General features: G+C 61.9%; 10 protein-coding genes. 4 read left to right on the top strand and 6 right to left on the bottom strand.

Annotated elements, in window-relative coordinates:
* Position 1: 1 nt before the first annotated feature.
* Entirely contained in the window at positions 2–1,396 is a 1,395-nt protein-coding gene (locus CUJ84_RS19235) for an NAD(P)(+) transhydrogenase (Re/Si-specific) subunit beta (RefSeq protein WP_105007383.1), read from the top strand.
* A gap of 87 nt (positions 1,397–1,483) precedes the next feature.
* Here CUJ84_RS19235 and CUJ84_RS19230 read toward each other — a convergent pair whose 3' ends face one another.
* The 5 genes from CUJ84_RS19230 to CUJ84_RS19210 all read right to left on the bottom strand — a co-directional run bounded on the left by CUJ84_RS19230 (position 1,484) and on the right by CUJ84_RS19210 (position 7,127).
* The gene (locus tag CUJ84_RS19230) at positions 1,484–1,966 is read right to left on the bottom strand and encodes a DUF992 domain-containing protein (protein WP_027682871.1); all 483 of its coding nucleotides are present in this window, start codon (positions 1,964–1,966) and stop codon (positions 1,484–1,486) included.
* A 61-nt stretch (positions 1,967–2,027) separates the two neighbouring features.
* Entirely contained in the window at positions 2,028–3,683 is a 1,656-nt protein-coding gene (locus CUJ84_RS19225) for a sensor histidine kinase (RefSeq protein ID WP_105007382.1), read from the bottom strand.
* Between the two features lie 446 nt (positions 3,684–4,129).
* Positions 4,130–4,999 carry a tetratricopeptide repeat protein gene (locus CUJ84_RS19220; protein ID WP_105007381.1) on the bottom strand — a complete coding sequence of 290 codons (870 nt, stop codon included), beginning with the start codon at positions 4,997–4,999 and terminating at the stop codon, positions 4,130–4,132.
* A 134-nt stretch (positions 5,000–5,133) separates the two neighbouring features.
* Positions 5,134–5,346: a 30S ribosomal protein S21 gene (rpsU, locus tag CUJ84_RS19215; RefSeq protein WP_003585885.1), complete on the bottom strand. Its 213-nt coding sequence runs from the start codon at positions 5,344–5,346 to the stop codon at positions 5,134–5,136.
* Between the two features lie 179 nt (positions 5,347–5,525).
* A complete protein-coding gene (locus tag CUJ84_RS19210; protein WP_105007380.1) occupies positions 5,526–7,127 on the bottom strand; it encodes an adenylate/guanylate cyclase domain-containing protein in 1,602 nt (533 codons plus the stop codon).
* A gap of 274 nt (positions 7,128–7,401) precedes the next feature.
* On the opposite strand from CUJ84_RS19210, the gene CUJ84_RS19205 reads away from it, so the two are divergent.
* Positions 7,402–9,573, top strand: a complete 2,172-nt coding sequence (locus tag CUJ84_RS19205; protein ID WP_105007379.1) for a CHASE2 domain-containing protein — start codon at positions 7,402–7,404, stop codon at positions 9,571–9,573.
* Positions 9,574–9,578: 5 nt separating this feature from the next.
* Here CUJ84_RS19205 and CUJ84_RS19200 read toward each other — a convergent pair whose 3' ends face one another.
* Positions 9,579–10,568, bottom strand: coding sequence for a FecR family protein (locus CUJ84_RS19200; protein ID WP_105007378.1), 990 nt, complete (start codon positions 10,566–10,568; stop codon positions 9,579–9,581).
* A 253-nt stretch (positions 10,569–10,821) separates the two neighbouring features.
* Between CUJ84_RS19200 and CUJ84_RS19195 the strand changes: the two genes are divergently transcribed.
* Entirely contained in the window at positions 10,822–12,075 is a 1,254-nt protein-coding gene (locus CUJ84_RS19195; protein WP_105007377.1) for a sarcosine oxidase subunit beta family protein, read from the top strand.
* The gene (locus tag CUJ84_RS19190; protein WP_105007376.1) at positions 12,075–12,476 is read left to right on the top strand and encodes a hypothetical protein; all 402 of its coding nucleotides are present in this window, start codon (positions 12,075–12,077) and stop codon (positions 12,474–12,476) included. Before CUJ84_RS19195 ends, CUJ84_RS19190 begins: the two co-directional genes overlap by 1 nt.
* The last annotated feature ends 1 nt before the right edge of the window (position 12,477 follow it).

The following is a 12,477-nucleotide window of genomic DNA, read 5'->3' as shown; positions in this document are numbered from 1 at the left end:
GATGACCAATATCGCAGCCTTCCTCTACCTCGTCTCCGGCGTGCTCTTCATCCTGGCGCTGCGCGGCCTGTCGCATCCGGCCACCAGCCGCAAGGGCAATCTCTATGGCATGATCGGCATGGGGATCGCGATCCTGACGACGCTGGTGCTGGCGACCCCGAATTTCGGCGGTCTCGTGCTGATCATCCTTGGCCTTGCCATCGGTGGCAGCGTCGGCGCCTATGTCGCCCGCACCATTCCCATGACCTCGATGCCGCAGCTCGTCGCGGGTTTCCATTCGCTGGTCGGCCTTGCCGCCGTGTTGGTTGCGGCCTCCGCGCTCTACACGCCTGCTTCCTTCGGCATAGGCGAGATCGGCCACATCCACACCGAGGCGCGCATCGAGATGGCGCTCGGCGTGGCAATCGGAGCGCTGACCTTCACCGGCTCGATCATCGCTTTCCTGAAGCTTGACGGACGCATGTCCGGCAAGCCGATCCTGCTGCCCTACCGGCATGTGATCAATGCGAGCCTGCTGGTGCTGATCGTACTCTTCATCATCGGGCTTGCCGCCACCGAAAGCCATTTCGATTTCTGGGCCGTCGTGGCGCTGTCGCTGGCGCTCGGCGTTCTGCTGATCGTGCCGATCGGCGGGGCCGATATGCCGGTCGTCGTCTCGATGTTGAATTCCTATTCAGGCTGGGCCGCGGCCGGCATCGGCTTCACGCTCGGCAATCTGGCGCTGATCATCACCGGCGCGCTCGTCGGTTCTTCCGGCGCGATCCTCTCTTACATCATGTGCAAGGGTATGAACCGTTCCTTCGTCTCCGTCATCCTCGGTGGTTTCGGCGGTGAGACGGCGTCCGGCGGACCTGACACATCAGACAGGACAGTCAAGCTCGGCTCGGCCGAGGATGCGGCTTATCTGATGGCAAACGCGTCTAAGGTTATCATCGTGCCGGGATATGGCATGGCGGTTGCCCAGGCCCAGCATGCGCTGCGCGAGCTTGCCGACAATCTCAAGAAGAACGGCGTCGAGGTGAAATATGCGATCCACCCGGTCGCAGGCCGTATGCCCGGCCACATGAACGTGTTGCTCGCCGAAGCGAATGTTCCCTATGACGAGGTTTTCGAGCTCGAGGATATCAATTCGGAATTCGCCCAGGCCGACGTCGCCTATGTCATCGGCGCAAACGACGTCACCAACCCGGCGGCGCGCGACGACAAGACCTCGCCGATCTACGGCATGCCGATCCTCGACGTCGACCGGGCAAAGACCTGCCTCTTCGTCAAGCGCTCGCTCGGCTCGGGTTATGCCGGCATCGACAATACGCTGTTCTACAAGGACGGCACGATGATGCTGCTCGGTGACGCGAAGAAGATGACCGAGGATATCAACAAGGCGATCGCGCACTGATCGACGCACAAGCAGCCGCCTTTCGGGCGGCTGTTTGATTCATGTGACAGGCCACTGATGTCTGCCTTGGCTGGCCGGGCGCTTTCGTCAGGTCTCCCCCGGCACGAGCGTCATCTTTTCGACGCCGATCGCGAGGTTCAGGCCTTCCTGAGCCTGGACGTTCAACGGCTGCAGCATGAAGGCCTTGTCGGTGCCGCCGGCGATGACCTTGGCGCCGGCGCCGGCGCCGATGCTCGCATCGGCGCCGATCCCGTAATATTCGCCGGCAAGGGCGAATTGCGGAATATCCGTGCCGGTCTTTGCCAGCACCTGCCAGATCATGACGCTCTTGCCGGTCTGGCCGATATCGAGGCCGAATTTCTCGATTTTGCCGGCATAGACCGCCTTGGCGCCGCCGGCCGCCGGCGTATAGGTGCAGATGAGGTTCTTCTGCGAGGTGACGATCAGACCCTGGCCGCCATCCGATCCGCAGACCAGACGGCCAAGCGTGACATAGTTTTCCGCGCCCGCCGGGCTACCCCAGGCAGCGGCCGTCAATGCCGCGGCTGCGATCATCGTTTGCTTGAACATGGTCTTTCTCCTTTGGAACGACCTGTCCGAAACGAGTGGAGGTAGCGATTGTTCCGGGCGGTTATTCGCGCTCCAGCGTGGTGCGTTGCGCCGTCAGCACCCATAACAGGCCTTCGGACCGAAAATCGATCTCAACCGTGCCGCGAAAGGCGGAGGCGGCATGGGCTTTGATAACGGTCGTGCCGAAGCCCGAGCGCGATGGCTGCTCGGTGACCGGCGGGCCGCCTTGCTCCTCCCAGGTGAAGCGGAGCAGGGCATCCGGCTTGCCTTCCTCCTTGACGTCGCGCCATTCGAAGCGGACACGGCCTTGCGGTACGGAAAGCGCACCGTATTTCACTGAATTGGTGGCGAGTTCATGCAAGGCGAGGCCGAGATTCTGCACGGCATCCGGCTTCAGCACGAAGTCTTTGCCGCTGATGGCGATCTGCTCGCACGATTGCGGGAAGGCCTGCAGATGGATGTCGACGACCCGCCGCAGCGACACGCCTCCCCATTGTTCGCTGGTCAGGAGCTCGATCGAACGCACCAGGCCCTCGAGGCGGTCGGCGACGGCGGCGCGGAAGGACTCGACGCTGTCGGACTGCTTGGCGAGCTGGCGCATCATTGCCTGGGCAAGCGTCAGAAGATTCTTGGTGCGGTGGACGAGCTCGTGCATGACGAAACGCAGCCGGTCCTCGGTCTGGCTACGATCGAAAGAGGCATTCGAAAGGGCAATCGCCACCTGGTTCGCCTCGATGACGCTGGTCTCGACCGGCGAGACGATATGGCCTTCGCCCATGCGGTTCGCCATGTCGGCGATATCGCGAATGGTGGTGCGCACCTGTCTTGCGACGGCATAAGCGCCCAGCACGGCGACGAGCACCAGTGCCACGCCGCCGATGATGAGGAAACGCCAGGTGCTGAGGATCGACGCCTGGGCGATCGGTCCCCAGATCACCGTCTTCCACGACCAACCGGGAATCTGGGCATAACCGAGGAGCATGTGCGGCAGGATTGTCTCGTCCTGGAAGACGCCGCGGGACACGGTGAGCGCCGGCAGAATGCGCGGGTCGAAGGGCGTGCCGGGTTCGAGGTTGGCAGGGCCGGTGGCCGCGACGACGTGGCCGCTCTCATCGATGACGGCGGCCGACCAGCCGGGCGCAAGGCCCTCGGTGGTCACGAGCTTGCGCAGATCCTTGGCGTCCTGCGTGATGATGAGGGCTGCGACCGGATCATTCTTCCGGGGCAGGGTGACGTTATAGACCCATTCGCCGCTGGTCCGGCCGCGAAAGACGTCTGATGCCTCGATGCGACCGGAAGCCATGACCGCTTCGAGGGCTGTCATGTTCGCCGTCTTGCCGAGCGGCGTGCCGAACGCCCGGCGCGTGTTCAGCAGCTGCTGGCCGGTGCGGTCGACGGCGATGACGAAAAGCGTATTGTCTCTGAGGGCGGTTTCCGTGCGCTCGTGGAAGGAGGCGAGATTGCCGTTTTCAAGTTCCGGCGAACTCGAAAGCAGCCGAAGCGTCGTCGCCATGTCCTGAAGCTGGCGGTCGATAATGCGTGAAAGGGCAAGTGCATCCTGTGCCGTCTCGCGCTTCAGCGTCGAACGCTGGTTGTCCTCCAGCTGTAGCAGAAGCAGCGCCACGAAGGCGAAGATCGGCAGTGCGATCGCCACTGCCATGGCGACGAGGTAGGTTCCGATCGAGGCTTTCGGAAAGAACAGCGCGACGATCTTCATCTGTCGCAATTCAAAATGTGAGAGCGTCCTTTGCGCGTCTGAAAAGACGCGCGGCGCTGTAATGCGCGTGGCCCGCAACGGTTTTCGCTTGCGGCCAGGACAGTAAAGATCCGCATCTCTCGCAAACCGCCCCCAACACGTGTTCGACCGCTCGATAGCGGGCTATCGAAGCAGCTCCATGTTAGGGGGAGCAAGAGCAGGTTGCAACATACTATGAAAGGCCATCGACGATGACGGACGCTTTTTCGGCGTCTCGTCTTAATGGCGGTGCGGCGGCCTTTGCCACGTCGCTTCCACTGCCTGACGTATACGATATCAACTCGATGATATCCAGAGCCGGAAGATTCGCTTGAATCATCAGGGCCTTTGCCGGCATCCGATGGGTGCTGCGACCGGCAAGTGGCCGTTGCGGGCCGCCCGATGCTCCGGGCCGCCCAATTATGTCTTTAGCCGGCTGGGGCGACGCCGACGCGGGCAAGGCCGTCGCGAGCCGGCTGGTATTTGGGGTCGAGGCCGATCGCGTGGCGATAGGAGCGGGCGGCCTTTGCCTTGTCGCCGCGGCGTTCGTAGACGAGGGCCTGGTTGGCCCAGGATTCGGCGATGTTGCCGTTGAGCTCGATCGCATGGTTGAAATCGGCAAAGGCGTTGTCGTCGTCGTTCAGTGCAATATAGGAAATGCCGCGGCCATTATAGGGCTCGGGCGAATTCGGTGCGAGCGAGATCGCTTTCGAGAAATCGTCGATCGCCTTGTCCTGCTGGTTGCGCTTCTGATAGATCAGGCCACGATTATGATAGGCGCGGCCATCGGTGGTGCCGAGCTGGATTGCCTTGTCGAAATCGTTGAAAGCCTGATCGTCCTGGCCGGCCATGCGATAGACATTGCCGCGACCGATATAGGCGACGTCGTAGCTTGGATTGATCTGCAAGGCGGCATTGTAGTCGGCAATCGCCTGGGCCTGCTGGCCCATATTGCGATAGACGAGAGCGCGGTTGGCGTAAGCCTGGAAAAACCGCGGATTGATCTGCAGTGCCGTGTTGAAATCGTTCAGCGCCGGGCGGAACTGGCCGGCGCGGCCATAGGCGGAACCACGGACGTTGTAACCTTCCGGATCCCTCGGATTGGCGTTGATAACGGCCGTCAGGGAAGCGATATTCTCTTCCGAACCCTGCGCCTTATCGATGCGGATCACGGCATCCGAGGTATTGGTCGTCTCGCAGCCGGCGAGGCCGAACAATGCCGCCAGCGCCAAAGTGGGCAGGAATGCCGTTTTCTGCAAGCGCAAAGCGCGGTACGGATTGAAGGTGTTGACAGCCATTCGGGCTCGCTTTCCCCATGCGGCATACCCGGTGCGCGGATATGCGATCTTCAGCGGCAAACTAAAAAAGCGGCGGCGAACCCATCGCCCCCGCCACAATGCATCTGAAAACGTCGAAAAAACGACGGAAACGCTCAGCGTGCGACCAGACCTTCGCGCTGGGCGCGCTTACGGGCCAGCTTGCGAACGCGACGAACAGCTTCTGCCTTCTCGCGAGCACGCTTCTGCGACGGCTTCTCGTAATAGTCGCGCATCTTCATTTCGCGGAAAATGCCTTCGCGCTGCATCTTCTTCTTGAGAGCGCGGAGAGCCTGATCAACATTGTTATCGCGGACAAGTACCTGCACGAGAATCACGTTCCTTTGGTTGGTTGATGCCGGAGGCGGCGCAGCGGCCAGAGGCAAAACAATAACGTTCGCGCGGCCGGAGCCTTGCGATTGGTGATGCGAAATAGCAGATCGGGTACGGGAAGTCTAGACGGGATATGGGAGGCGGGCGGAAAAATCACGCTTCGCCTGATATCTGGTCATGATCGGGCCGGTTCGGGCGCAGCTTCATCCAGCGCGGCAATTGCCTCCTTGAGAGCGGTCCTGACCCGTAGGCGATCGGCAGGCTCCAGCCGGCTCATATCCAGATGCAGGTCAAGGCCCGAGAGATGCTCGCTGAGAACGCGGCTCTTGTGATCCGCACCGAGGGTCAGCCCATCCACCGCATAGGGCACGATCTCGCGCTGTATGCCCTTCATCGTGATTGGCGGCAGGGGATGGGCGTCGACGATTTCGCTCACCAGCGCATAGGTTTCGTAGCTGATGACGATCTCTCCTCCCTGGGCGATCGATTGCAGCCGGGCTGCGAGATTGGCCTCCGCCCCGATGATCGTATAGTCCATCCGGTCGCTGCTGCCGAAATTGCCGACGTTGCAATAACCGCTGTTTACTCCCATGCGGACGACGAAAGGCTCTTCGGTGCCGTTTCTGCGCCATCTGTCTTTGAGTTCGCCGAGACGGCGCTGCATGTCGACGGCCATGCGCAGACACGCTTTCGCGTCCTCCTCCGGCCCCTTGGTTTCGGGATCGCCGAAGAAGACCAGCATCGCGTCGCCGATGAACTTGTCCACCGTGCCGCCATGCTCCAGGGCAATATTCGACATCTCGGTCAGATATTCGTTGAGCATCTCCGTCAGGGCTTCCGGCTGCAGGCGCTCGGTCGTCGCCGTGAAGTCCTTGATGTCGGAGAAGAAGATCGTCAGACGCTTGCGCTCGGTATGGACGACGACGTCCTTCTGTCCGGAGAAGATGCTCTTGTAGATCTGTGGCGAGAGATAGCGCGAGATCTTCAGGGAAACGCTGGCGAGGAATTCGTTCGCCGCCTCCAGATCCTGGTTGGCGCTGTGGATTGCGTGCGTCTGCTGCCGCTGGAGCAGGATGAAGCTGATGCCGATGACGGCGACGAAAAGAAAATAGCAGAGCAGGTATTTGAAGGCGAAGACGTTGCTCGCATAGGGCTGCCGGATGATGACTTCCTGAATGCCGCGCACATCGCCCACTTTCCAATCGGTCTTCGGGCTTTCGGGATGGGTATTGTGGCAGGCAACGCAGGCCTGGCCCATGACGACGGGGGTGATGAACCGCAAGGTATCGGTCAATCCGACACGGGTGAGGTCGTTCAGAGTCTGCTGCGGATTGGCGCGCAAGGCGGCGAGCGCATTCTTTTCGAAGTCGTCGAGCTCGTGGGATGCGCGGCTTTTGAACGGCAGGTCGGAGACGAAACGGTAGGTGATATTGGCCTGCTGCTCTTTGATGACGTCGCCGAGCTCCAGGGATAGCGTGGCCGGCAGCGGGATGGCGCCGGGAATATTCGCATAATTGTGAGAGACGACCGTGCCTTCCGTTGCGCCGCTGGCATGGGCAGCCAGAACGCGCCCGACGACATTCGTGGAATAATAGGAGCGGATGCTCGATATGAGCGAGCTCATGTCGCGCGCCTGACGGCGCAGGGTATTTCCCGAGAGATCGCTGATATCAAGCCAGACGGCGAGCGGCAGCCCTGCGAGCATTGCCAGCACGACGACAATCAGCCAATAGCCGCTGCGGCGTGCGGCGGTTTCGGAAATCACGGCGACCTTCATTCTTCTCTCGAAAAAGCATCCGATTTTCGATCGTTAAAAGAACATTTCGCCGCGCACCGGGCAAGGTCGAAGCCTGTCGTCCGTGCAAAAGCCGGGTGAAAACTGGAGGCGGGGCCCTATTCATGGCGTTTCTTCGCCGCCCGGCGGAGGTGACCGCAAAGAGAGTACCCCGGAACGCAGGTGCGAATGGCATTTGGATGGAAAGCGGCGTAGCCTGTCTGCCGGCATGTGCGGATCGCCCTGCCGGCCGTGGGAGGGGACGCCCGGTGAGATCATGACGCGCGCGCAGCAAATCGGTGTCGTTCTCGGCCTGGCGATCGTGACTGCGCTTACGATTCTTCGAGCAAGTGATCCCGGGATCTTCAAGTTGATCCGCGGCGTGACCTTCGACGAGTATCAGCGGCTGGTTCCCAGGACCTTCGAGCCGATGCCGGTCCGCGTCATCGACATCGACGAGGCCTCGTTGCACGAATTCGGCCAATGGCCATGGCCGCGCGACCGGATGGCCCTGCTGGTGAACCGGCTTTCGGAGATGGGCGCCTCGGCCATCGCCTTCGATATTCTTTTCGCCGAGCCGGACCGGCTGTCACCGCGCAATGTTGTCCGCGACGTTGCCGGGGTCGATCCTTCACTTGCCGAGAAACTGCCCGACAATGACGAGATATTCGCTCGATCGATTGCCGAAAAACCCGTCGTGCTCGGCTTCGGCCTTTCCAACGAGGGCCATTACCGGCCGCCTGTCAAGGCGGGCTTTGCCTTTACAGGCGAAAGCCCTGTCACGGCTCCGCCCTATCTCGGTGCTTCGACGCCGCTGCGGCCGCAATTGGAGGCCAATGCGGCGGGGCTCGGCCACATCAGCCTCAATCCCGGCAATCCCTCGCCGGTGGTGCGGGCGGTCCCACTGTTCCTGACCGACGGCGAGCAGCTCTATCCGAATCTCGCGATCGAGGCGCTGCGTGTCGCACAGGGGGCATCGACCTATGTGCTATCAGGCGCGCCCGATCGCGCCGGCATCATGACATCGGTAAAGATCGGGGATTTCGTCGTGCCGCTGACGACGGCCGGCGAGCTCTGGCTCTATGTCACCCCCGACCGGGCGGAGCGCTATATATCCGCCCGGCAGGTGCTTGCGGCCGAAGGGGCGTCTCCAGCTGTCGCCGCCGCCATCGACGGCAGCATCGTCTTCGTCGGGACATCGGCGGCCGGCCTGCAGGACATCCGCGTCACCGCGCTCGGCGAGAACGTTCCCGGCGTTTCGCTGCATGCGCAGGCCGTCGAGCAGATCCTCTCCGGCCGCTTTCTCTCGCGGCCCGACTGGGCGGACGGGCTGGAAATCCTGATGATCGCCGTGCTCGGATGCCTGCTCGTCGGGGTTACGACCTTCGTCAGTCCAGCCGTCGCGCTCGCCTGCGGCCTGCTGATCACGGCCATGGCGCTGGTAGCGTCCTGGCTCACCTTTCTTTATGCGGGGCTTCTCCTCGATCCCCTGGCTCCGATCATCAGCGGATCGATCACCCATTTCGCCTCGACCTCGTTCAGGATTCTGGTGATCGACAGAGAGCGGCGCGAGGTGCGGCGCGCCTTCGGGCATTATCTTTCCCCGTCGCTGCTCCATCGCATCGAGCATTCCCGCGACGCGTTACGCCTCGGCGGAGACGATCGCGAGTTGACGGTCATGTTCGTCGATGTCAGGAGCTTCACCGAGATCAGCGAGCGGCTGGCGCCGACTGCCGTGGTCGCGTTCCTGAATACGTTGCTCGATGCGCTGAGCCGCCATGTGGTGGCCAATGAAGGCACGCTCGACAAGTTCATCGGCGATTCGATCATGGCGTTCTGGAATGCACCCGTCGATGTGGCGGATCATGAAATCAAGGCCGTTCGCGCAGCGCTTGCCATGCGTGAAACGCTGGCCGAACTGAACGCCGGCGACGCCTTCGGCTTCGGGTCTGGACAGCAGGTCGGCATCGGCATCGGCATCCATACCGGTCTCGCCTGTGTCGGCAACATGGGCGCCAAGACCCGCTTCAACTATTCGGCGGTCGGCGATGCCGTCAACGTCGCGGCGCGCCTGGAGTCGTGCTGCAAGGAGGTCGGCTTCGATATCCTCATATCAGACAGCACGGCGAGATCGGTGCCGGGAATGGCGCTGATCGAGGCCGGCGCCATTCCGCTCAAGGGGAAGAGTAGCCGAACGCAGATTCTCGCCGTTGTCGGCGATGAGCGCGTCGCAGCCTCCGCGGAGTTCGCCGCGCTTGCGGTCGTTCACGAGCAGCTGACGCAGGCGCTGCATTCGCATTCGAAAAACACGCGCAAGCTTATCGGCACGGCAAAGCTCAGGGCGGCGCAGGTGATCGGTGGGCTGGCGGAATTCTACCAGCGGATATCCGGCAGAAGCGATCACTTCCGCGAGGTGCCTGATGGGTTCGAGAAGAGCGTCGCCGATTGACGGCATCAGCGGTTGCGATTGAAATTCCGGCCCCTGTCGTGGTTCCGGTCCCCATCACGATCGCGATCTTTGTTGTGATCACGGTCACGATCTCGATGATGCCCTTGATCGTGATAGTCGTGATCATCGTGTTGATCGTGATGTTCATGCCGGCCACGGCCATCATGCTTGTCGGGTTTATCCGGTTTGTCGTGATGCGGCGTGTCAGGCTTGGTCGGCCGCTCCTTCTGCGGCTCGGCCTGTTTCTGCGGCGGATCCTGCCTCTGCGGCACGGGCGAAGCCGGAGGCGGGGGCCGTTTTCTGTCCTTTCTTTCCGGCGCGACGGAGGCCATATTGCAGCCGCCGAGCATGCCGATGCCGCCCGCAAGCCGCTGATTGCCGGAGAGGAAGGGAAGGGCGCGCTGATTTCCGAGCGTTTCGAGGATGCTCGGATCGACCCGGCGCGCCGCCGACATATTGCCGTTCGGCTTGGCCACCACACAATCGCAGCGCTGCTGCAACTGCCGGCAGCCGCCCGGACCGCAGAAACGGGCTGCGCCGCTCAGCAGGACGACGGCGGTCGTGCCATCCGGGCCGACGTAGAAATCGAAAGCGGTGCCGCGTACGCCGATCGTGCCGGCCGGCGTCAGGATCTGGTAGGCCGAAGAATTGGAACTGCCGCTGACCCAGCGGAATGTACCCTTTGCCGCCCTGATGGTGAGTTTCTTGACCGATTGGCTATCATCGAAGACATATTTGTCGATCACGACCGACGAACCCCAGCCGACCGCGAGTTTCGTGCCGTCACGAAACAGGAACTGGCCAAGCCCGGATGGCGATGTCTTGATGCGCTCGTTGCGATGGACGCTGGTGTCGACCTCGATCGGGCCGCTCTGTCCCGTCACTTCCGTCTTTATGACGACAGCCTGGCCGACCGGCTCGGCGGCGGGTGCCGGCGATGCGCTGCTTAACGCGATGCAAAGCGTCGCGACTGATACTGAGCGCCAACCCCACATGATTACACATACCCCACAACATGTGATTGTTAACATTTTAGCAATTGCTTGTCTTCTCACCCTCTTGGGTTAGGTCGCCGGCCGACGGTTAGCGGAAATGCCGCGGCTTGCGTCTGCCGCCTGAGGCGGCATTCTCTTCGGCGTGTCGAAACCAAAGCTCTCGCGCGTCGCAAAAGAACCGTTGTGCCGCATTTGGATTTGCGATTTGTATGAGCGCGGAAAACAGCCCCTTGCCCGAAGGAGAAATAGGCGGATGCGGAAATATTCGGTTTTTGCCGTGGCACGGGAGGCCCTTCGTGGCCACAAGGGTTGGGAGAAGCAGTGGACTTCGCCTGAGCCACGCGCCGAATACGACGTCGTCATCATCGGTGCCGGCGGCCACGGGCTGGGTGCTGCCTACTATCTCGCCAAGGAGCACGGCATCACCAATGTCGCGGTGATCGAGAAGGGCTGGCTCGGCGGCGGCAATACCGGGCGCAACACCACCATCATCCGCTCGAATTATCTCTACGAAGAGAGCATGCACATCTACGAGCATTCGATGAAGCTCTGGGAGGGGCTTTCCCAGGAGCTCAACTACAATGTGATGTATTCGCCGCGCGGCGTGATGATGCTCTCGCACAATATTCACGACCAGCAGTCCTTCAAGCGGCATATCCATGCCAACCGGCTCTACGGCATCGACAATGAATGGCTGACACCGGAGCAGGCGAGGGCCTATTGTCCGCCGCTCGATATCTCGGCCAGCGCGCGCTACCCGATCAATGGGGCGGCACTGCAGCGGCGCGGCGGCACGGCGCGGCACGACGCGGTTGCCTGGGGTTATGCGCGGGCGGCTTCAGACCGCGGCGTGCACATCATTCAGAATTGCGAAGTGACCGGTATCCGGCGCGGTCCGGACGGACGGGTGACCGGGGTCGAGACCTCGCGTGGCTTCATCGGCGCCAGGAAGGTGGCGGTGTCGGCGGCCGGCCATACGACAACTGTCATGCAGATGGCTGGCGTGCGCGTGCCGCTGCAATCGAGCCCGCTGCAGGCACTGGTCTCCGAACCGCTGAAGCCGATCTTTCCCTGCGTCGTCATGTCGAACACGGTGCATGCCTATATCTCCCAGTCCGACAAGGGAGAGCTCGTCATCGGCGCCGGCACCGACCAGTACAATTCCTATTCCCAGACCGGCGGGCTGCAGATCATCACGCACACGCTCGACGCCATCTGCGAGCTCTTCCCGATGTTCCGGCGCGTCAAGATGATGCGGCAATGGGGCGGCATCGTCGACAACACGCCGGATCGTTCGGCGATCCAGTCGAAGACGCCGGTTCCCGGGCTTTACGTCAATTGCGGCTGGGGCACCGGCGGCTTCAAGGCGACGCCGGGCTCGGCCAATCTCTTCGCGCATCTGATTGCCCGCGATGAGCCGCACAAATTCAATGCCGGGCTGACGCTGGATCGTTTCCGCAGCGGCCGGCTGATCGACGAAGCGGCAGCGGCGGCGGTGGCGCACTGATGTGGACGGCGGCCCTCCTTGCAATCGGGATCGACGGCGCGGCCATGACGGCCGGTGACGTCTTTCCCGGCGTCGGGGATTTCCGCCTGCAGAAGATCCACAGGGCTGCCGGCGAAAGCGAGTGGCCCTTCGTCGCCGAGAGCGGCACGCTGCTTTACGCGATGATCTTGCGCAAACCAGCCGTTTATTTCGTGCCTGAGGTCGGCGGAGCGCCGGGACGTGCCTTCGTGATCGACAACGATATCACCAAGATGGCTTTTGCGAATATCGGCATGACCGATGTGCTGGAGCCCTACGACAATTTCGAACAGCTTCTCAAGCGCCTCATTCCCTATGTGACGATGGGAAAGCGTCTCTGCAATCAACCTCCGGGAACCAATGTTTCCGGGTCGGAACTCTAAG

Origin of the sequence: Rhizobium leguminosarum, assembly GCF_002953715.1 — a bacterium.
Classification (GTDB): Bacteria; Pseudomonadota; Alphaproteobacteria; order Rhizobiales; family Rhizobiaceae; genus Rhizobium; species Rhizobium leguminosarum_V.
Note: the sequence above shows the minus strand (reverse complement) of the source record. Positions and strands in the feature narration are given on the sequence as shown.

Bases quoted from the DNA above. Each gene is read 5' to 3' on its own strand.
- CUJ84_RS19235 (WP_105007383.1), top strand. From the start codon at position 2: ATGACCAATATCGCAGCCTTCCTCTACCTCGTCTCCGGCGTGCTCTTC.
- CUJ84_RS19230 (WP_027682871.1), bottom strand. From the start codon at position 1,966: ATGTTCAAGCAAACGATGATCGCAGCCGCGGCATTGACGGCCGCTGCC.
- CUJ84_RS19225 (WP_105007382.1), bottom strand. From the start codon at position 3,683: ATGAAGATCGTCGCGCTGTTCTTTCCGAAAGCCTCGATCGGAACCTAC.
- CUJ84_RS19220 (WP_105007381.1), bottom strand. From the start codon at position 4,999: ATGGCTGTCAACACCTTCAATCCGTACCGCGCTTTGCGCTTGCAGAAA.
- CUJ84_RS19210 (WP_105007380.1), bottom strand. From the start codon at position 7,127: ATGAAGGTCGCCGTGATTTCCGAAACCGCCGCACGCCGCAGCGGCTAT.
- CUJ84_RS19205 (WP_105007379.1), top strand. From the start codon at position 7,402: ATGACGCGCGCGCAGCAAATCGGTGTCGTTCTCGGCCTGGCGATCGTG.
- CUJ84_RS19200 (WP_105007378.1), bottom strand. From the start codon at position 10,568: ATGTGGGGTTGGCGCTCAGTATCAGTCGCGACGCTTTGCATCGCGTTA.
- CUJ84_RS19195 (WP_105007377.1), top strand. From the start codon at position 10,822: ATGCGGAAATATTCGGTTTTTGCCGTGGCACGGGAGGCCCTTCGTGGC.
- CUJ84_RS19190 (WP_105007376.1), top strand. From the start codon at position 12,075: ATGTGGACGGCGGCCCTCCTTGCAATCGGGATCGACGGCGCGGCCATG.